Genomic DNA, 19,207 nt, shown 5'->3' on the forward strand with positions numbered 1-19,207 from the left:
GGGTTATGGCCGCGATGGCGCATCTCCATCGTCGTCGGCTCGGTCACAGAACACCCTGGCTATGCTCCCTCGCCGACTCCTCGGATCTGCGGCCATCGGGGCCATAACGATCGGTGCATGGACTTCTTCAGAGCTTCCCTAGGAGCGGGAGGGGACGTTGACGGCGGCGAGGAGGTCGCTCACGAGGAATGGTTTGGGCAGCGTCGCGTCCCAGCCGTCGCCGGTTGCGGCTCCCACCCCGATCAATCGTGCTCGAACGTTGCCGAGCACCGTCCGTATCTGATCGACGGCCGCGTGCTGAGCGTCGACTAGCAGCACGTCACCGCCGCGCGCGCCGCTTGCGGCTTCGGAGGCCGAACTCACTTCGCGTACGCGCAACCCGCGCGAGCGTAGCTCGAAGGCGGTGAAACGCGCGAGGCGCGTATCCGGCGTCACGATCGTGACGCGTCCCGGCCCGGCGTTCCCGGTTTCCAACGTCGGGAGCGTCACCGTAAACGTGCTGCCCTTGCTCAACTCACTGGCAGCCTCCACGCCGCCGCCGTGGCGATCCACGATCGTACGCGCGATGAACAGCCCGACGCCCGTACCGGCGATTTTGAGCTTGCGCGCGTTTGACGCGCGCGCGAAACGGTTGAAAAGCTTGGGCAATTCGTCGGGAGGAACGCCGATGCCGCGATCGCGGAACGAGAATACCGCCGCATCCCCTCGCACGCGCGCCTCCACGCGAACCGGCTCGCCGCCGGGAGAGTATTTGATCGCGTTGCGCAGCAGATTGTCGAAGACCTGACGCAACCGATCGGCGTCTCCGCGCACGAACGCATTGTCGATTTCGAATGCCGTTTCGATCTTGCGCTCGGCCTCGACCGCTTCGATCGCCGAACGGAGAACCGTGATCACGTCGACACGATCGTCGGCGATTTCGAGCTCGCCGTACTCGACGCGCGAGAGCGCGAGCATGTCGTTGGCCAGCGTCGCCAGCCGCTGCGCGTTCGTCCGAATCGTGCGCGCGGCATCGGTCGCTTCCTCCCCCTGGAGAAATCCCTCTTCCATCAGTTCGGCGAACCCGATGATCGACGTCAACGGCCCTTTGATGTCGTGGGCGAGCGTGGCAACGAGGTCGTGCTTGAGCTGGCTGATCTGCAACACGGCCGCGCGCTGCGCTTCCAATTCTTCCAGCGCGGCCGCGAGCGATGTGTTCAGGCGCGCACGGTCCGCCGCCATGAAGAGCTTGCGCGCGAACGATTCGTCGTCGCCGAGAACGACCACCGGCACCGGCGCAACGGTCTTTACCAGCTGCTGCACGAGATCGGCCTTGGTGGCCAGGCGCGAGCGGTCGAGCACGACGACGTCGGCCGAGATCGGATTGGCGAGTGCTTCTTCGACCGTCGCGGCCGTCTCGACCAGGAACGAATCTCCCTCGGGCAGCGACTGTAATCCGGCGGTGGCGGCGGCGTTGCCGATCACGAGGATGCGCAGCGGTGTCATGGCTGCAGCCTTTGCGCTTCGCGCTGCAGAATCGACCACGCCGCCTCGACGTCGCCGCGGGTCGTTCGCAAGTTGCCGATCGCCAAACGCAGCACGTAGCGAGCGTCGAGCTTCGTATGCGAGATGAACATCTCGCCGCTCGTATTGACCGCGTCGAGAATTGCGGCATTGAGACGCTCGAGGACCGCTTCGTCGTCGACACCTCGCGGATGGAAGCGGAAGCAGACCAGAGAGAGCGGATGCGGCGCCATCACCTCCCAGTTCGGATTCTCGTCGACCCACTGGGCGAAACGCTGCGCAAGCGCGATGTGCCCGCGGAGGCGCTCGCGAATCTGGGCCGCGCCCATCGCTCGCAGCGTGAACCACAGCTTGAGCGCGCGGAAGCGCCGGCCCAACTGGATCCCGTAGTCCATGTAATTGCGTACGTCGCCGTCGGTGGTGGTGAGGTACTCGGGCACCAAGCTGAACGCGCGGCGCACCGTCGCTTCGTCGCGCAGGAACAAGACCGAGAGATCCATGGGAATGAAAAGCCATTTGTGCGGGTTGACGACGAGCGAATCGGCGCGGTTTACCCCGTCCATCAGATACGCGAATTCCGGAAGGATCGAGGCGACGCCGGCGTAGGCGGCATCGACGTGCAGCCACACGTTCTCACGGGCCGCGATCGTTGCGATCGCCGGTACCGGATCGATCGAGGTCGTCGAGGTCGTGCCGACGGTTGCGACGATCGCCATCGGTACGAAGCCCTCGCTGCGATCGTCGGTGATCGCGCGCTCGAGCGCGCTCGGGTTCATCCGATACGCATCGTCGCACGGCACGGCGACGACGTTGCGTCGTCCCAAACCCAGTGCGATCGCGGCCTTTTCGATGTGCGAATGCGTTTGCGCGGTTGCATAGACCCGCAGCCGCGGAAGATCGCGTCCGCTCATGCCCGCCTCGCGGATGTCCAGCCCCAAGGATTCGCGGGCGGCGGCCAACGCGGTGAAACCCGCGACCGAGGCCGTGTCGTAGATGATGCCGGTCCAGTGGTCGGGCACGCCCATCAAGCGGCCGAGCCAGCGCATTACCACCGACTCGAGTTCCGCGGCCGAAGGCGAGGTGCGCCACAGCATCACTTTGACGTCGAGTGCGGCCGCCAGCGCCTCGGCGGCGATCGCGGCGGGCGCGGCGCTGGTTGCGAAGTACGCGAAGAAGCGCGGGTGATTCCAGTGCGTGATGCCCGGCACGATGATCCGCTCGAAGTCCGCCATGATCCGCTCGAACGGCTCGCTCTCCTCCGGGGCCCGGTCCGGCAGGGCTGCAGCGATCTCGCCCGGCGCGACCTTGGGCAAGACGGGATAGCGGGCCGGATCGCTCAGATACTCCTCGATCCAGCGGCCGACCCGCGCAAAGTCTTCTTCAAAGGTGCGCTGCTGTACCACAATGTGAGGGTTTGGCGCTCCGCGTCAGAGAAGCCCGCTTGCAGGAGTGGCAACGCATGAAGTACCGCACGTATCCAAACAGTAATCTTACCGTCAGCGAGATCGGCTTCGGGATGTGGACGACCTCGACCGGATGGTGGGGCGAGAAGACCGACGACGAGGCCGTGCAGATGTTGCACGAAGCCCGCGACCTGGGCATCACGCTCTTCGATGCAGCCGATACGTACGGAAACGGCCGCAGTGAAGAACAGTTGGCGCGTGCGTTCGGGAACCGGCGCAGCGACGTCGTGATCGCCACCAAGTTCGGCTACGACATCTATTCCAACCCGGGCGAGCGGCGCGGGCAGATGGAGCTGCCGCAGAACGTTTCACCGGCGTTCATCCGCAAGGCGCTCGACGAGTCGCTGCGCCGTTTGGGAACCGACTATATCGACATCTATCAACTGCACAACGCGAAGATGGAACACGTGCACGATCCGGCGATGTGGGCGACGCTGGAAGAACTGCGGGCCGAGGGCAAGATCCGGATGTACGGAATCGCACTCGGTCCGGCGATCGGCTTCCTTTGCGAAGGCGTCGACGCGGTCAAAGAGCGCAACGTCGCCACCTTGCAGATCATTTGGAACATGCTCGAACAATTTCCCGGCGATAAGCAAATCGCCGCGGCCGACGAGGTCGGTGCCGACACCGGGTTCATGATTCGCGTGCCGCATGCGAGCGGCATGCTCGAAGGACACTACACGGAGGAGACCGTCTTCCCGGAGAACGATCATCGCCGCCATCGTCCCCGCTCCTGGCTGATCAACGGCATTCAAAAAGTCAAACAGCTGCGGTTCCTCGAGAGCCCGTCACGCACGTTGGGCCAGGCCGCGATCCAGTGGCTCCTGCGCGAGCCGCGCGTCATGACCGTGCTTCCGAACATCTACGACTCGGCCCAGCTTCGCGAATTCGCGTTGGCAACGGAGTCGCCCGCACTGACCGCGGATGAGCTGGCAGCGATCGACGCGCTCTATCGACGCAACTTCGGGCTCGAAGAGGAGCCGATGAAATTCAAGGGCACGATGACGCGCGAATCGGTTTCCGCGTAGTGGCTGCGAACGAGACTGTTCGCAGCGACGGGGCGCCGGCGCCGATCGGCCCGTACAGTCAGGCCATTCGCAGCGGTAAGACCCTGTATTGCTCGGGACAGATCGCGCTCGATCCAACGAGCGGCGCGCTGATCGACGGCGACGTCGCGGCGCAGACCGAACAGGCAATGAAAAACCTCGGCGCGGTACTGCGGGCCGCCGGGTTCGACTACGACGACATCGTCAAAACGTCGATCTTCCTGATCGACATGAACGATTTCGCCGCGGTCAACGAGGTCTACGGCCGCTACGTGGACGCTGCCAAGCCGGCGCGCTCGACGGTCGCCGTCGCTGCCCTCCCACGCGGCGCGCGCGTCGAAATCGACTGCATCGCTCGAAAATAGCTCCCAACCAGTTCGGAGTCGGGGTGACGGTTTCCGAATTGCGCCTCAATAGAGTTTCAAATACGCCCGGTGTTCCCAGGGGTGCACGGCGCGGCGGTAGCTTTCGTATTCGGCGAGTTTCGCGTCGCGGAACGCATGATAGATGTGATCGCCGAGCGCGGCGCGTACGACCGGGTCTTTGTCGAGTTCGGAGATCGCCTGCCGCAACGATTTCGGTAAAAGACCGATTCCTCGTTCGTGCCGTTCGCGTTCGTCGAGGTCGTAGGTCGATCCGGCAAGTGCGCCGCCCGGCAGCAGACTTCGCGCGACGCCGTCACCCGCCGCGCCGAGCAGTACGGCGAGCGCGAGATAGGGATTGCATGCCGGGTCGGGGCTGCGCATCTCGATCAGATGCGGCCGGCTCGCCGGCGGCACGCGTACCAGCGCGTTGACGCTGCGCTCGGACCACACCGTGTAAATCGGTGCGTCCCACGCGGCTACCAGCCGTTTATAGGAATTCACGGTTGGATTGCAGATCGCGGTGGCGGCGGATGCGTGCTCGAGCAACCCGCCGATGACGTAGAGCATCGTCTCTTCGTCGGACTGCTCGCCGAGCCGGAATTCGACGTGTAAGCCGTTTCCGGCGCGCTCTTCGAGCGGCTTGGGCATGAAGGTCGCATCGAGGCCAAAGCCGGCTGCCACGTGTTTGGCGATCGTCCGCAGCGTGAGCACGTTGTCGGCGGCGGCAAGCGGATCTTCGAATGCGAGATCGATTTCGTGCTGGCCCGGTCCGTGTTCGTGATGCGCCGAAGCCACCGCGATGCCCATGCTCTGCAGCGCCGCGACGATCGCGCTGCGCGCGTCTTCACCGCGGTCGTTGGCCGAGAAATCGAAATAGCTGCCGACGTCCGAGGTTTTCGTGCCGCCCTCGAACAGATAGAACTCGACCTCCAGGCCGATGCGCAGCGCCGGCAAGACGGCGTTCGCGCTCTCGATCGCGCGTGCGAGCGTGGTGCGGGGACAGCCTTCGAACGGCGAGCCGTCCGGCATCGCGATGTCGCAGAGCAGGCGCGCCTGCGCGCCCTCGGGGCTCGGCCACGGATAGACCGCGAACGTCGCCGGATCCGGGCGCAGCACCATGTCGAGTTCCTCGCCGCGCACGAATCCGTCGATCGACCCGCCGTCGAAGGTCACGCGGCCGTCGAGCGCGGCCTCGAGTTCGCTGGCGGGAATCGACACGTTCTTGCTCACGCCGAATATGTCGGCGAAGACCAGGCGCACGAAACGTACGTTGCGTTCCTTGGCGACCTTGACGACGTCGCGCTTATTGTTGGTTGTGGAGTGCATCGATCGCCAACGCGAGACGGAGGGTGAGCTGATCGTGCGCGCTCTCCAGCGAGCGCCCGGAGATCTCGTTGATTTGGCGCAGACGGTAGAAGACGGTGTGACGGTGGACATTGAGCTCGGATGCCGTTGTTTTCACGTTTTGCCCCGTTGCAAAGTAGAGCGCGAGCGTGCGCTCGAGTTCGGTTTGATGCTTCTCGTCGTAGGCGCGTAGCGGCGCCAGCACCGCGCGCGCGAGCGCGCGCAAATGCTCGACGTCCGCTCCGTCGTAGAGCAGTGCATACGCGCCCAGCTCGTCGTAGGCAGCGACTCGCCCGCCGCCGTAGATACGCCGGCCGATCGTGAGCGCCGCTTCGGCGTTCGCGACGCCGCGCTGCGCGCCCAGCGGTGCGACGACGGCCGAAACGCCGCCGGCAATGCGCAATCCCGATTTCCGTTTGGCGGCGCTTTTCGGCAAGAGCTGCGCGGCCGTCTTCGCATTTTCGGCGTCGACTTCGCGCCCGGCCGGAACGAGCACCGTCAGGGTTACGCCGCGCTCGAGGATGCCCACGTCGGCATCGCTCGCCCGGAACGTTTCGGCGGCGAGTGCGCGCAGTTCGGCTAAGGCGGGCGCGTGGTCCTCGTCCGGACCCGGCTCGGCTTCGAGCGCGATGCAGACGTACTGGGTCGCGAGGGTAACGCCGCGCGCGGCCGCGTCCTCGCGTGCCGAGCCGATCTCGTGGTACGCTCCGCCGATCAGGCGTTCCCAAAACGTGCGGCGCCGCGTGCGTCCGCCATCGGCCTCGCGCGCGAGCTCGAGCGCGATCGCCGCGGCAGCCAGACGGACGATGCGAACCAGTTCCTGGTCTACCTCCGGGGTGCCGGGAAAAACCGAGAGATAGCCGAGCTGATTCGTGCCTGAAGCGATGGCGACGGTGTGGACGCGGCCGTTGCCAAGACCGCGAGCCGTGGCCGGGAGACTGCCTTTACCGGCGGTCGCCACGTGACGCCACTCGGCGTCTTCCACCAGGACCCCCATTCCGGCCGCGTCGGAGAGGTGCGCTGCGAGCGCCTTCGGACCGCCGCCCGCGGCGGCGATCCGGGACAATTCTTCGGCAAATTCGATGATCCGGTCGGGGGTCATCCACAACTCTTTCGGCGAAATTGACGATAGTTCTTGGAGATGGACCCGCAAGTATTGCGTGAGGCGGTGGCCTCGCTGTACGAGGATACACCGGACGCGGTCGTCATGTACGACGCGACCGGGCATACCATTGCCGCCAACGAGGCCGCGCAGGCGCTCACCGGTTACAGCCCCGGCGAGTTCATCGGTTCGCCATACCGGCTGCACGTCGTCGAGACCGATTTCTCGCGACTGGAGCTCGCCCTCAAAACGGGGCTGGCCGGCGGGACCGATCATTTCGATACCAGCGTCAAGCATCGCGAAGGCACGCTGATCCCGGTCGAGTGTTACGTGTTTCCCGCGCGGTTCAACGGCGAAATCGTCGGGGTCTTTGCGCAGGCCCGCGACATCGTCGCGCTCCGCTCGGCCGAGTCCTCGCTCACGATCAATCAGGAAAAGTTTCGTTCGCTCTTCGAATATCACCCCGACGGCATCATGGAGCTCAAGAGTTCCGGCGCGATCTCGCGCGTCAACGTCGCGCTCGAAGGCGAGACCGGTTACTACGGCGAGCAGGTCGTCGGTAAGCCCTGGACGGAGCTGATCGCGCCGGAACGGCGCGACGCCGCGCTCGAATTGCTGCGCAACGCGATGCGCGGCGAAGCGGTCGAGGTCGATTCGCTCTTGCTCGATCGCCTCGGTAACCGGCTCGACGTGCAGCTCAAGCTCGTGCCGCTGCATGTCCACGGCGAGATTCACGGAGCCTATGCGATCTTCAAAAACGTGACCGCGCAACGCGAAGCGGAACGCGCGATCGCCGCGCAATCCGAACGCCTTCGCCGCCTGGTGATGGTCGCGGCATCGGGCCTCGAGTCGCTCGACGAACAGATCGATGGCGCGCTCAGCCTCGGTGTCGAGCTCTTCGGCTGGGACATCGGCTACGTCGCGCAATTCCAGCGCGATCGCGTGCTCGTGCGCAACGCCTCGGGCGAGGCGATGATGACCAAGGGAACGATCTTCCCGGCCCGAGCTTCCTTCTCGCACTACGTGATGGACCGTCACGCCCCGCACTTCATCCCCGACATGGATGCGCCGGAACTGCGCGAGGACCCGGTCCGTTCGACCGCACCGTGGCGTTCGTACTTCGGCGTGCCGCTCACCGTCTTCGGCGAACTCTACGGCGCCCTGGTCTTCGCCAGCCGCGCGTCGCACAGCGAAGGCATCGATCCGAGCGAGCGCGACCTGGTGCAGTTGATCGGACTCTTTGTCTCGGCCGCGCTCGAACGCGCCGCGCAGAACGAGCGCATCGAGCAGATGGCCTTCAACGACGCACTGACGGGCCTTCCCAACCGCGTACTCTTCACTGACCGTATCGAACAGACGATTGCGACCGCGCGGCGCTACGATCGCGGCTTCGCGGTGATGTACCTCGACGTCGACCACTTCAAAGCCGTCAACGACAAGTACGGGCACGCCGTCGGCGACGCCGCGCTGCAGGAAGTAGCGCACCGCTTGCGTCTAGCCACCCGCGAGAGCGATACGATCTCGCGCTTCGGCGGCGACGAGTTCGTGATCTTGCAGCCGATCGTCGACGGGCCGAGCGACGCGGCCGATCTCGCGCGCAAACTCAACGTCGCGATGCAGGATCCGGTCGTCATCGACGGTGCCCCGCACAAGATTCGGTTGAGCATCGGTATCGCGCTCTACCCCAGCGACGGCTCGACCATCGAAGCGCTGATGGAAGGCGCCGACCGCGCGCTCTACCGCGCCAAGAAAGAGGGGCGCAACCGCTGGTGCTTCGCCGACGTGGAGAACGCGCGCCGCACGCTGACGAAACCGCGCGTCATGAGCCGAGAAGCTGCGGAATAAACTGCCCCAACACGTAGACTAGCGAGAGCAGTCCGATCACGATCGCGGTCGTCCATGCGATCGCGTTCGCGAGCGGACCGTTCGTGTACGCGCCCATCACCGATTTGCGATTGATGATGATCAGCATCAGCACGAGCTCGAACGGAAGCAGCACGCCCTGCAAGAGCTGCGCGAAGAGAATGAATTGCAGCAGCGGGAGGCCGGGGATGAGCACGAACCCGGCGCCCAGCACCAAGCCCGCGGCAAAGAGCGTGAAAAAGAGCGGCGCCTCGGAAAAACGGCGGTCGATCGCAGCCTCGAAGCCGAGCGCTTCGCAGACGATGTAGCTGGTCGAGAGCGGCAATACGGTTGCGGTAAAGAGTCCCGCGTTGAGGATTCCAATCGCAAAAATCAGGGCCGCCGCTTCGCCCGCGAGCGGTTTGAGCGCGACGGCAAAGTCCATCGCGGTTTGCGGGTTGAGCCTGGCGCCGTGTTCGTTGGCGATGAAGATCGTTGCCGCGTTGGCGATGATCATGAAGCCGGCGAGCGCGATCGCGAGAATCGACCCGTTCGTCACGTCGATACGAGTGAACGTCAGATCCTCGGTACGCGATCCCTTTTCGACGACCTGCGACTGCAAGAAGAACTGCATGTAGGGCGAGATCGTCGTTCCGATGACCGTCACCACCATGGCGAGCCAGCCGGCCTGGTGGAAGGCGAAGTGCGGAATAAACGTGCCGGTTGCCACGCGGTGCCAATCAGGCTTGGCTAGGACGGCGGAGACGATGTAGCTCAGGTACATCAGCGAGAAGACGACGAAGACACGCTCGACGACTTTGCTGTTGAAGCGCAGGACGAAGAAGAAGACCGCCACCAGCGCGAGCGGAACTCCGACGTAGCGCGAGATGCCGAAATGTTCGGACGCGGCGGCGATGCCGGCGAATTCGGTCGACGTGATCAGCGTGTTGATGAGGAAGAGCACGAGCATGGCAAAGACCGAGATCCGCACGCCGAAGCCCTCGCGAATCAGCGCGGCGAGGCCCTTCCCGGTCACGCAGCCCATGCGCGCCGACATCTCCTGCACCACGATCAGCGCGACCGCGAGCGGAACCATCAGCCACAGGATGTCGTAGCCGAACTGTGCCCCCGCCGACGAATACGTCGCGATGCCGCCGACGTCGTTGCCGGCCGATGCCGTAACGAAGCCCGGGCCGAGAACCGCGAAGAGCAGAAGGAGGGTACGCCAGGGCGAACGGCGTCGCGGCGTTTCCGCCGCAGCGGCCGTGCTAGCCGGCGACGCTTGCATCCGGCTGACGCGAACGGCGGTGAGCGGTGAATTTGGGAAGTTTACGCGCGACGTCCTCGGGCATGATCGCGTCGATCGCGTCGTCGACGGTGACGATACCGAGCATCTTGTTCTTCGGATCGACCACCGGCACCGCGAGCAGGTCGTAGCGCGCGATCGTTGCGGCGACCTCTTCCGAAGGCATGTCGGGATGGATTACCACCAGATCCGTGTCCATGATCGTGTCGATCGATGCCAGCGGATCGGCCAGCAGCAGCGTACGCAGCGAGAGCGCGCCGAGCAGCGTGTCCTCCTTGTCGACTACGTAGAGGTAGTAGATGAATTCCGAGGTCGGTGCGATCTCGCGAATCTTACGGATCGTCGCCTCGGCGGTGCGGTGCGGATAGATCCAGGTGTAATCGGTGGTCATCAGGCCGCCGGCGCTATCTTCGGCATACTTGACCAGCTCGCGCAGCTCGCTCGCCGTGTACTCGTTCATCTCCGAAAGCAATTCGTGCTGCTGATCTTCGTCGAGCTCGGCGAGCAGATCGGCGGCGTCGTCGGAGTCCATCTCCTCGATGATGTCGGCAGCGCGTTCGGTGCCGATGTCCTCGATCAGCGAGCGCGCGGTCTCGGCGTCGAGATGCTCGAACGCGTCGGCCGCGGTCTCGTCGTCGAGTTGACTGACGACCGCTGCCGCCTCGTGGGACGAGAGGTCCCCGATGATCTCGGCCAGCTCGGAGGGGTGCATCCGGGCAAGCTTGCTCTCGGTGACGGAGAGATTGACTTGCGTCGGATTGACGTCGCGAATCGGCGCGACGGAATCCCATGCGATCATGGAGCGCGGGATCGAGCGGTAAATGGCCGGCGTGAAGCGCCGGCCGAACGATTTGAGGCCGAGCCGGCGGAAAAGTCCCGCCACGCCGACGTCCGCGGCCACAACCCGCAGCCCCTCTCCGGCGCGGGCGATCTCGAGATCGTTGATCCGCACGACCTTGCGGCCGTCGACGTCGACGATCTGCTTATCGAAAAGGTCCGCGATCAGTAATAAGGCGCTCTCCTCAGGGGGGGCGGGCTCCTTCGGCGTGGTCAAGAGCTCGATGGTGCGCCCGGCCGGATCGATCTGTGCGACGGTCTCGATCGGGGCGTAACGCAGGCCCTGCGAGGTCTTGATCACGAGGCCGTCGATTCGCGGAAAGACGTCGTCGGGCTTGTTGACCAGGAAGTCGCTGACCCTCCCAATGGGAATGTCGTTGACCGTCGCCTTGCGGCCGACCAATTCGGAAATGAAGCCTTCGGTGAACGCCATACCTCCTTAAGTATAGAACGTTCAGCCAAACCCCTTGGGGGGTCTATGCGATGAGCGCCTGGATCAGCAGGGCGGTCATGATCTTGGCGTTGCTTTCGATCTGACTGAGCACTTCGGTGCCCACGCTGGTGAGAATCTGTTCTTGGGTGTACTGAGTGGTCGCTTGTCCGACGTTGAGATCGGCGAGTTGGCTCACCGATTGCTGGTAGTTGACGATCGCGGTGTTGTCGTCGGTATCGTCGTCGTTCATCGCGACGATCTGGGCTCCGATCTGCGCCTCGTTCGTCGTGATCGTCGTGAGCGCATTTTGAACGAGCAATTGGGAGTACGATGCGGAAAAGTTATTGCTCGAACTCGTACTGACGTTGAAGTTCGCGTCCTCGACCGTCGGAGCGAGTACTGAGACGTCCGCTAGCCCGAGCGCGCCGGTATTGATGGTTGGAAGCGAGATGCTGAGCGTATCGCCCTCGTCACCGCCGTCGTTCAAGCTAAGAGCCGTTCCCGTTCCCGCCGGCGCCCCATCGGTCGAAAGGAAAGCCATCGTTACGCCGACGTCGTTTGGAGAGAGGTTTGCGATCTGGAAATTCTCCATCAGCAAACCGGTGCCGTCGGCGGTCGTGAGTTCCTCGTTCGGCGTTTGGCCGCTGCCGGTCGGTATCTGGATCGACTGCGAATAGAGCGGCGCGGGTCCAAAGTCGCTGGCGGTGCTGTATGCATCGATTTCGAGCGTCGCCTGCCCTGCACTATACCCCGTGACGGTGTAGACCATCAACGCCGGTACGAACGTTCCGACGGCGAGCGGAATCGGGGAGAGTCCGGGCGCGATAGCGATCAGCGGTCCCGAGCCGCCGGCGCCGGTCTCGTTTTCCACCTGCGTCGATCCGCTTCCATAGGGCGATGCGACCTCGGTAAACGTAGGCAGCGAACCGGTCGACGTATCGAATGCTCCATCGAGCAAATTCAATCCGTTGAAATTGGTCTTCTCGCCGATCGTGTTGATTTCGGTGAGCAACGATTCGATCTCGGTTTGGATATCCTGAAGGTCTTGCGTCGAGTTGATGTCGCTATTTGCTTCGACGATCAGGTTGTTGATGCGGACCAGAATGTTCTGGACCGAGCCGAGAGCGCCGTTGGCAACATTGAGCGCGTTGATGCCGTTCTGCACGTTGTTCACGGCTTGCTGGAGACCGTTCACTTTGCTCGTGAGATTGGTAGCGATCGCGTTGCCGCTGGGGTCGTCGGCTGCGCTGTTGATGCGCAGCCCCGACGAGAGCTGCTGGACCGTCTTTTCGAACGCTAGCTGATTTCGATCGAGGTTCAGCAGTACGTCATCCGCTCCGATTTGTAGGTTCATGTGCGCGCTCCCATCCTATGGAGCGAGCGGCGAAGCGCAAATCGGCAACGGCCGCGCGGACATGCGAAACCGATCGAGCGGATGTGCTGGATACGCTCGACGCGATGTGCGATGCCGGCGGCCGTGACGGAAGCGGATTGAGAATAGGTGCTGGAAACGCAAACACAAAGCGCACGATAGACTCTGTCTTTCGCGCACGTCAACCGTCCGTGTTTTGTTCGAGTCGGCGGAGCGTTCCGAAGAACGAAACCGCGACCCCCCAGCACATCCATGAACGAGGTCGTTTCCTCCCTGAAACTTCCCTGTAGTATTCCTATCGGCAGGGCAGGGCGAAAAGTTTGGGCCAAAGGCGGCGGCTGAGATTAAGGCTGAGCGTCCGGTGGTCCGAAACTCAAGGAGAACCATGGGTCGCCTTCTTCAAATTGTCGGTTGCGTGCTTATGCTCGCCGCCATGGGCGTTGCTTTGGGCCGAAGCAGCCAGGCGGATGCCGACATTTTGGCACCCTTGGGACGGGCGATCGTGCTGGCCGAGGCACAGCTCGCCCAGGCGACCCCCTCTCCCCACGCCTACGAGCCGTCGCCGACCCCCTCGGCGAGCGGGCTCATCCTACCGAACGCAACGCCGACCCCGGGCAAAGAGGAAACGATTCGCGGCGGTCCGGTCCGCTTTTCATTAAATGGAAGCCTCTCGCTGGGCGAGCGTTCGGCGACCCAGACGCTCAATGGCACGGGCGGCCTGTCACCGACGCCGACGCCGACCGCATCGGGTTCGCCTTCACCCTTCATCGGGCCGGGCGGCGCGACGATATCGACGCAGAACCAAGCCATCACCGGCGTCGGGCTCTTTGCCGAGCTCGACCGTCGGACCGCGCTCACCTCCACCGACGTCAAGGTCCCCTTTGCGTTCAGTAGCGGCGGCCAGGGCTTGATCGGTGCTACAACGGTGCTCTACTCGACGCCGAAATACGGGCTCGGTTACGGTCCCACACCGCTCACCCTTCTGGGGCAGCTCCCGGTAGGGAGCACGATCCGCAGCTATTACGGGATTCTTCCCACCCATAACGGCGAGACGACCTTTTACGAAGGACCGACGATCGGCGCGCAGGGCGAGGAGATTCCGATCGAGGGTATGCAGTGGCGCGAGTCCGCGGGCAACAGTATCTATGAGGGAGGACTGGTGTACGGCGACGGCCCGTTCACCGGCAAGAGCGAAACGGCTATCTTCGGTGACGCGGTCTCGCTCGGACCTCTCACCGCAATCGGCGAAGGTGCCTACCAAACGCGTAGCGGCGGCGATCAGGACGCATCCGGTTTGAGTTATCAGTTCCGCGCCGACGACGGCAACACCAATACCTACCTGACCGGCATCCTGCGGCACATCAGCGACGGCTTCGTCTCCTTCGGGGACGGCGAGATTTACGGCGACGATTATTTTTCGCTCGCCTATCATCGCGCGACCGCGTTGCAGAATTTCACGTTCAACGCGAGCACGGAACAGGCGGGCGCACTCGACGGGCCGCCGCTGCTCGATCGCATCGGCGCGCTCGCCTATAACGGGCCGCTCCGCTTCGGCGGCTACTCGATTTCCCTGCAGTCGCAGCGAACGGGTGAGTCCGGTTCGACGTCGTCGCTCGAGCAAGGCTCGACGCAGATCTCGGCGACCATCGGTAAAGGCGTGCTCCTGGTCGGCGATCTGCTCTCGCGCACCACCACGCAGATCGACGGAGACGAAAGTCAGGCGGGCTACAACGCAGAGCTGCAACTCCCGTTTCGCAGCGTGGTCGCCGGGCTCAGCTTCAATAACACCCGATTGACCTCGCAAGAGTCCGGAACGTCGCTCACCACCAGCGAAGGCCTGAATCTCAGCCGCTCGTTCGGCAAGGCCGCGATCACCCTCTCGGATATCTTTGCCCACGCACAGAGCGACATCTCCGATGCGTTGACGACAAACCTCTCGGTTGCCGTTTCGCGCGCCATATCGCCGGTGATTTCCGTACAGGCTCTCTTCGGCGTGCAGAGCTTGAACGACCGAATCAACCCGGTCGATAACGGGCGCTCGAAAAACTTCGCCATCCAGATCAACGCGCCGTTCAGTTACGGCAACGGCGTCGTCACCGGTCGCGCCGATCCGCGACTGCCGGCGACGATCGTCGGACGCGTCTTGACCGACACGTCCGCCAACCCGACATTCGCGGGCATCGCAAGCGGCGGCGTCGCCAACGTGGAGGTGATTCTCGACGATAAATCCGTCCAGCGCACCGACGTAAGCGGAAACTTCCAGTTCTCCTTCGTGACGCCGGGTCAACATCAGTTGAGCATCGAGAACTCCTCACTGCCGCGCGGCGTCACCGTGAACATCCCCGTCAACACGATTCAAGTGGCAGGCGGCCAAACCGCGCAAGTGACGTTCTTGGTCGGAACGTACGGCGGAATCACCGGCCACGTCTACGGACGCAACGATGCGGGCACCATCGTCCCATTACCCAATGTATTGGTTCGCGTGGACGGCGCCACGTACTCGCAAACCGATAAGACGGGCGCCTACGGGTTCGGGCGGTTGCGGCCCGGGAAGCATACGGTCAGCGTGGTCGAGAATTCGGTGCCGGCGTTCGCGACCTTCGATTCGGCCAACGACAAACAGACGGTCGACGTGCAGAACGGGCAATACGCGACCGTCGACTTTACCGCATTACCGCTCGGCTCGATCTCGGGTTCGATCCTCTTCGGCAGCGACATGGGGTACGGTCCCTCCGTCGGCGTTCCAAACGCGTATGTGGTGGCCGAACCCGGCGAACATGCGGCGATCGACAACGACGACGGAAGCTTCGTCATCGACGACCTCCCGCCCGGTGATTACACGGTATCGGTCGATCCCGAAACCGTACCCGAGGGGCTGGGCATCGAGCCGGACAGCATTGCAATTACTTTACAATCGCAGGAGCATTACCAAGGCGCGGCGTTCGTCGTCGGTCACACGGAGAAGAAGGTGACGTTCTCCTTCGTCGGCGGCGGCGTGAGCGCGGCCAGCGCGCCCAGGACGCGCCTGAGCGAGTCGCGTCTTCCGCCGCGCGGGTACACCACCGTGACCGTAGACGCGCCGAAGAGCGCCGGCCTCGTGAGCCTCGAGCTCTTCGGCGAGCACGTCGCGTTTACGTACGACGACAAGGCGGCGGTGTGGAGCGGCGCGATCACCGTGCCGACCAGCGTCAAAGGCGGCTCGTATGCCGTTTCGACAAAAGTAGAAAACGGGACGCAGCCGCAGCCGGCTACGCTGACCGTCGACCCGAAGATGCCGCTCGCGATACTGCAAACCGAGCCGTCCAATCCGCAGATCGGAGCGTACGTGCGCGTACGAGCACGATTCTTAGTGGATGCGCGGCCGGGCGACCACATCGTATGGGCCGATGGGCAAATCACGACACTGGGCAAACCGATCGCCGGTCGCGTCTTTACATTTAGTATACGTTTTTCTTTACGCCCGCTGCACGGAGTCCTACGTGCGCAGGGAGCAAGCTTGCCGATAAGTCTTATGTAACTGGCTCACCTCTCTGCCACGGACGGCAAAACTCTCGCGCATGGTGAAAGGAAAATGATTACTAAACGCATTGCTGCGCTCGCTGCCCTGAGCGCAATCATCTCGATGGCGGCGCCGGCAATGGCCGCGGCCCCGACCATCACGGTCAAGTGGAACACCCAGACGATCTCGACGTTCGTCGTTACGACTCAGGCGAGCGCCGCGGAAACGCACTCCGGCACCGCCGAAAACATCTACTGGGGCGGCAACGGCAGCACGTCCAGCGGCTGCGCCGGCACCACCGATACGGCGTCGGCCGGAACCGATAACTCGGCGAACGGGACCGTCAACTTCGGCAGCGTCACGCCCGACGCGGCCGACTACACCGACTGTCTCGAGGTCAACGCGGTGAACGCGTACGTCGCCACCAACGACTCGAACGGCTACAACGTCACGGTTCAAGCCACGAGCGCGGTGCCCAGCAACTACGCTGCGGCCGCAAACGGCGCGTACCTCTGCCTCCTGCCGAACGGCACGTGGGCGAACAACCTCGCCTACACGGCATCGACCCGTAACGCTGCGGTTGCCATCACGAGCACGACCGCTTGCCCGGCCGGCGACTTCGGTGTCGCAAGCTCGGCCGCGACGACGCTGCTCGCCGAGACGGCTTCGACCGCCGCGACGAACATTCCGCAGGACATGGAGCTGGTGCTCGGTCCGAACGCCTCGTCCACGGGCCAGGTCGCGATGGTCGTGACCTATACCCTGACCACCCTCTAAAGAAGAAGGAACCATGACCGCTTCGTCGCGGGACTCCAGGGAGTTCCGCGACGAAGGGGCCAGGATGATGCAGCAGCTGATACGACGCTCCGCCCTACTGGCATGCCTGATCGCGCTCTTCGGAGCCTTGACGGCAACGGCGGACTCCCTGGATCTCGGTATGACGGTAACACCGGGTAAGTTCGAAGCCTCGATACCGCTCGGTACGACCTACAACATACCGGTCACGGTGGCGAACACGGCGGCAACCCCGCTCCACGTGCTGGCCTCGATGACCGACTTCGGAGTCGCGGAGAACGGCGATTACCAATTCGAAAAGGTTGGTACCCGTCCGTACTCGCTGCTCAGGTGGGCGGCGATCCGTCCGCGCGAATTCGATCTCCCGCCGGGAACCTCGCAACAGGTGCAGCTCACGATTTCGATTCCCTCGGATGCGCAGCTCAACGGCGAGTACGCCGGCATCATCTTCTTCCAAACCCGGCCCGAGCGTCGGGCCGGAACGGGATACGCGTTCTCCGAGCGCGTCGCATCGAAATTCTACATCACCATTCCGAATACGGTGAAGGTGGACGGTGCGATCGTCAAGATGACGAGTGTGAAGGGAGGCGGTGACGAGATTTACCGCGTGCTCTTCAAGAACATTGGAAATGCCCATGAATATCTGCGCGGTCAGTTGACGGTGCAGAAGGGCGGAGCGGTCGTGTACCAAGTGCCGATGCCCGACAATATGTTGGTCGAGCGCGGCGGTGAACGATTGATCGAACTGAAGGGCAAGGGTCTGGAACCCGGCACCTATCAGGCGATCGCCACGATCGATTACGGTGGTAAAACGGAGACCGGCGGCGAGATCAACTTTGACGTTCGCTAGTCGGTAACTAAACTGACACAGGGAGCGTGTAGGAACTACACTGGCGATGAAACGGTATCTTTTGGGAGCACTCGGCCTAGCCTTCGCGATACTCGCGGCGCTGGCGGCCTTCTCCCCGGCCATCGCCCAGAGTAGCGCGACCGGCTCGGTCAGCACGAAGTGGCATACGACGGCTCTGATCGACTTCACGCTGACGCCGAACTACTACACGGGTTACGGCGCAGTGCCGGCCGAGTTCGGCACGCAGCCGGCTCCGACACACGGCCCCTACGCCACCGGCGTCGGCGCCGGCAGCGTCGATTTCGGCACCACGCTGGCCGGCAAGACGTACTTGTACAAGTACGCGGCGCACCTACACGTCACCAGCAACGATGCGGCGGGATTCTTCATCTACGGCGAAGCGGCGATCAACATCACCAACAGCACGGACGGAACTACCTACCCGGTCTCGCAAGCGTTGTTTTATCTTCCCAGCGGCGCAACGTCGGATTCCAACACGGGCTTCAGTCCCGGGTTCCCTTTTCAGTTGACCAGCGGCGCGGTTAGCGGCGGCACGTATAGCACCCCCCCGACGATCGCGTACACGACGTATCCGCCGCCGATCGCAAGCTCGAACACGGACGACGGCGATTACTACTACGACTACGAGTTCAAAGTGCCGAGCGACGCTACCGCCGGCAACGTATACTACGTGTGGATCGTCTACACGGTGATCGGACAATGAAATACTTCAAACTGTCGCTCGCTGCCGTTGGGCTCTTGATCCTTAGCCTCGTCCTGCTGCAGCCGGTGAAAGCCGGCCTCTCGTCGCAGCAGGCACAGATCGGCGTCACCATCGTCGTGATCGTTTCACCGACGCCTCTCGCCTACAACGAACGATCCACCACGACGGTCGCGCAGGCTCCGGTAATCACGTCATCGATGTCACTGGATCGCGCGACCCCCGCCCTCAAACACGTATTCGACGCACAGAGCCTCCAGTTCGAACAAACCTCGTCGCTCGTCGTGGCGCAGGTGCAGCATCCGCTGCTCGTTCAGGCCGCGGTATCGCCCAATCCGAACGCGACGCTGCTGACGTCGAACAATACCGAAGTCGTGATCAACGCGAGCCCGGGGACGACCCTGCAAGTGCCTTGTGCGTTTACCGTCACGGTGTCGACGACCACGAGCTGGTCGCTCGACGAGGGGCTTACGAACGACTTCTCGTCGAGCTTTCCGGGCAAGGACTTGGCCAACAACACGTACGCGAGCACGCCGCTGCCGACGTCGACGCCCTACCTCGTCTATGCCGACGACGGCAGTGCATGGTCGCTCTTGGCAAGCGGCTCGAAAATCACGACCTACTGCGTAACACTCACCGTGACGGTGCCGGCGTCCGTCACCGCCGGGACGTATAGTTCGAATGCGATCTATACGCTGTTCATGAGCTGATGCGAATTGCTCCTTCCGC

The 19,207-nt window shown here is 63.4% G+C and carries 15 protein-coding genes; 8 read left to right on the forward strand and 7 right to left on the reverse strand.

The features are described from left to right. Positions 1–138: 138 nt before the first annotated feature. Positions 139–1,485 carry a HAMP domain-containing sensor histidine kinase gene (locus tag VMF11_06180; protein HTU69891.1) on the reverse strand — a complete coding sequence of 449 codons (1,347 nt, stop codon included), beginning with the start codon at positions 1,483–1,485 and terminating at the stop codon, positions 139–141. Beyond that, positions 1,482–2,906: a pyridoxal-dependent decarboxylase gene (locus VMF11_06185; GenBank protein ID HTU69892.1), complete on the reverse strand. Its 1,425-nt coding sequence runs from the start codon at positions 2,904–2,906 to the stop codon at positions 1,482–1,484. Before VMF11_06185 ends, VMF11_06180 begins: the two co-directional genes overlap by 4 nt. A 56-nt stretch (positions 2,907–2,962) precedes the next feature. On the opposite strand from VMF11_06185, the gene VMF11_06190 reads away from it, so the two are divergent. Together VMF11_06190 and VMF11_06195 are read left to right on the forward strand one after the other, a co-directional pair. After that, positions 2,963–3,994, forward strand: coding sequence for an aldo/keto reductase (locus tag VMF11_06190; GenBank protein ID HTU69893.1), 1,032 nt, complete (start codon positions 2,963–2,965; stop codon positions 3,992–3,994). Next, a complete protein-coding gene (locus VMF11_06195; GenBank protein ID HTU69894.1) occupies positions 3,994–4,377 on the forward strand; it encodes a RidA family protein in 384 nt (127 codons plus the stop codon). The genes VMF11_06190 and VMF11_06195 overlap by 1 nt, the downstream gene beginning before the upstream one ends. Before the next feature lie 45 nt (positions 4,378–4,422). Here VMF11_06195 and VMF11_06200 read toward each other — a convergent pair whose 3' ends face one another. Further along, positions 4,423–5,703, reverse strand: a complete 1,281-nt coding sequence (locus VMF11_06200) for a glutamine synthetase family protein (GenBank protein ID HTU69895.1) — start codon at positions 5,701–5,703, stop codon at positions 4,423–4,425. Beyond that, the gene (locus VMF11_06205; protein ID HTU69896.1) at positions 5,681–6,823 is read right to left on the reverse strand and encodes a helix-turn-helix domain-containing protein; all 1,143 of its coding nucleotides are present in this window, start codon (positions 6,821–6,823) and stop codon (positions 5,681–5,683) included. Before VMF11_06205 ends, VMF11_06200 begins: the two co-directional genes overlap by 23 nt. A 39-nt stretch (positions 6,824–6,862) precedes the next feature. Between VMF11_06205 and VMF11_06210 the strand changes: the two genes are divergently transcribed. Then, positions 6,863–8,668: a diguanylate cyclase gene (locus VMF11_06210; GenBank protein HTU69897.1), complete on the forward strand. Its 1,806-nt coding sequence runs from the start codon at positions 6,863–6,865 to the stop codon at positions 8,666–8,668. Here VMF11_06210 and VMF11_06215 read toward each other — a convergent pair. Genes VMF11_06215 through VMF11_06225 form a run of 3 tightly spaced genes read right to left on the reverse strand, consistent with a single transcriptional unit; the run spans position 8,643 to position 12,595 of the window. Then, complete coding sequence (locus VMF11_06215) at positions 8,643–9,953, reverse strand: Nramp family divalent metal transporter (protein HTU69898.1); 1,311 nt, start codon at positions 9,951–9,953, stop codon at positions 8,643–8,645. The genes VMF11_06210 and VMF11_06215 overlap by 26 nt on opposite strands. Then, positions 9,934–11,241 carry a CBS domain-containing protein gene (locus VMF11_06220; GenBank protein HTU69899.1) on the reverse strand — a complete coding sequence of 436 codons (1,308 nt, stop codon included), beginning with the start codon at positions 11,239–11,241 and terminating at the stop codon, positions 9,934–9,936. Before VMF11_06220 ends, VMF11_06215 begins: the two co-directional genes overlap by 20 nt. A gap of 43 nt (positions 11,242–11,284) precedes the next feature. Further along, positions 11,285–12,595 carry a flagellin gene (locus VMF11_06225; GenBank protein ID HTU69900.1) on the reverse strand — a complete coding sequence of 437 codons (1,311 nt, stop codon included), beginning with the start codon at positions 12,593–12,595 and terminating at the stop codon, positions 11,285–11,287. 496 nt (positions 12,596–13,091) lie between these two features. Here VMF11_06225 and VMF11_06230 point away from each other — a divergent pair, with 496 nt between their 5' ends. The 5 genes from VMF11_06230 to VMF11_06250 all read left to right on the forward strand — a co-directional run bounded on the left by VMF11_06230 (position 13,092) and on the right by VMF11_06250 (position 19,188). Beyond that, a complete protein-coding gene (locus VMF11_06230; GenBank protein ID HTU69901.1) occupies positions 13,092–16,130 on the forward strand; it encodes a hypothetical protein in 3,039 nt (1,012 codons plus the stop codon). Between the two features lie 54 nt (positions 16,131–16,184). After that, positions 16,185–16,889, forward strand: a complete 705-nt coding sequence (locus VMF11_06235; GenBank protein ID HTU69902.1) for a hypothetical protein — start codon at positions 16,185–16,187, stop codon at positions 16,887–16,889. Between the two features lie 64 nt (positions 16,890–16,953). Continuing rightward, positions 16,954–17,757: a hypothetical protein gene (locus VMF11_06240; GenBank protein HTU69903.1), complete on the forward strand. Its 804-nt coding sequence runs from the start codon at positions 16,954–16,956 to the stop codon at positions 17,755–17,757. Positions 17,758–17,803: 46 nt separating this feature from the next. Then, positions 17,804–18,481: a hypothetical protein gene (locus VMF11_06245; GenBank protein HTU69904.1), complete on the forward strand. Its 678-nt coding sequence runs from the start codon at positions 17,804–17,806 to the stop codon at positions 18,479–18,481. Then, complete coding sequence (locus tag VMF11_06250; GenBank protein HTU69905.1) at positions 18,478–19,188, forward strand: hypothetical protein; 711 nt, start codon at positions 18,478–18,480, stop codon at positions 19,186–19,188. The genes VMF11_06245 and VMF11_06250 overlap by 4 nt, the downstream gene beginning before the upstream one ends. The last annotated feature ends 19 nt before the right edge of the window (positions 19,189–19,207 follow it).

It is taken from the genome of Candidatus Baltobacteraceae bacterium (assembly GCA_035502855.1).
Classification (GTDB): Bacteria; Vulcanimicrobiota; Vulcanimicrobiia; order Vulcanimicrobiales; family Vulcanimicrobiaceae; genus Aquilonibacter.

Bases quoted from the DNA above. Each gene is read 5' to 3' on its own strand.
- VMF11_06180 (HTU69891.1), bottom strand. From the start codon at position 1,485: ATGACACCGCTGCGCATCCTCGTGATCGGCAACGCCGCCGCCACCGCC.
- VMF11_06190 (HTU69893.1), top strand. From the start codon at position 2,963: ATGAAGTACCGCACGTATCCAAACAGTAATCTTACCGTCAGCGAGATC.
- VMF11_06200 (HTU69895.1), bottom strand. From the start codon at position 5,703: ATGCACTCCACAACCAACAATAAGCGCGACGTCGTCAAGGTCGCCAAG.
- VMF11_06205 (HTU69896.1), bottom strand. From the start codon at position 6,823: ATGACCCCCGACCGGATCATCGAATTTGCCGAAGAATTGTCCCGGATC.
- VMF11_06210 (HTU69897.1), top strand. From the start codon at position 6,863: ATGGACCCGCAAGTATTGCGTGAGGCGGTGGCCTCGCTGTACGAGGAT.
- VMF11_06215 (HTU69898.1), bottom strand. From the start codon at position 9,953: ATGCAAGCGTCGCCGGCTAGCACGGCCGCTGCGGCGGAAACGCCGCGA.
- VMF11_06220 (HTU69899.1), bottom strand. From the start codon at position 11,241: ATGGCGTTCACCGAAGGCTTCATTTCCGAATTGGTCGGCCGCAAGGCG.
- VMF11_06225 (HTU69900.1), bottom strand. From the start codon at position 12,595: ATGAACCTACAAATCGGAGCGGATGACGTACTGCTGAACCTCGATCGA.
- VMF11_06235 (HTU69902.1), top strand. From the start codon at position 16,185: ATGATTACTAAACGCATTGCTGCGCTCGCTGCCCTGAGCGCAATCATC.
- VMF11_06240 (HTU69903.1), top strand. From the start codon at position 16,954: ATGATGCAGCAGCTGATACGACGCTCCGCCCTACTGGCATGCCTGATC.
- VMF11_06245 (HTU69904.1), top strand. From the start codon at position 17,804: ATGAAACGGTATCTTTTGGGAGCACTCGGCCTAGCCTTCGCGATACTC.
- VMF11_06250 (HTU69905.1), top strand. From the start codon at position 18,478: ATGAAATACTTCAAACTGTCGCTCGCTGCCGTTGGGCTCTTGATCCTT.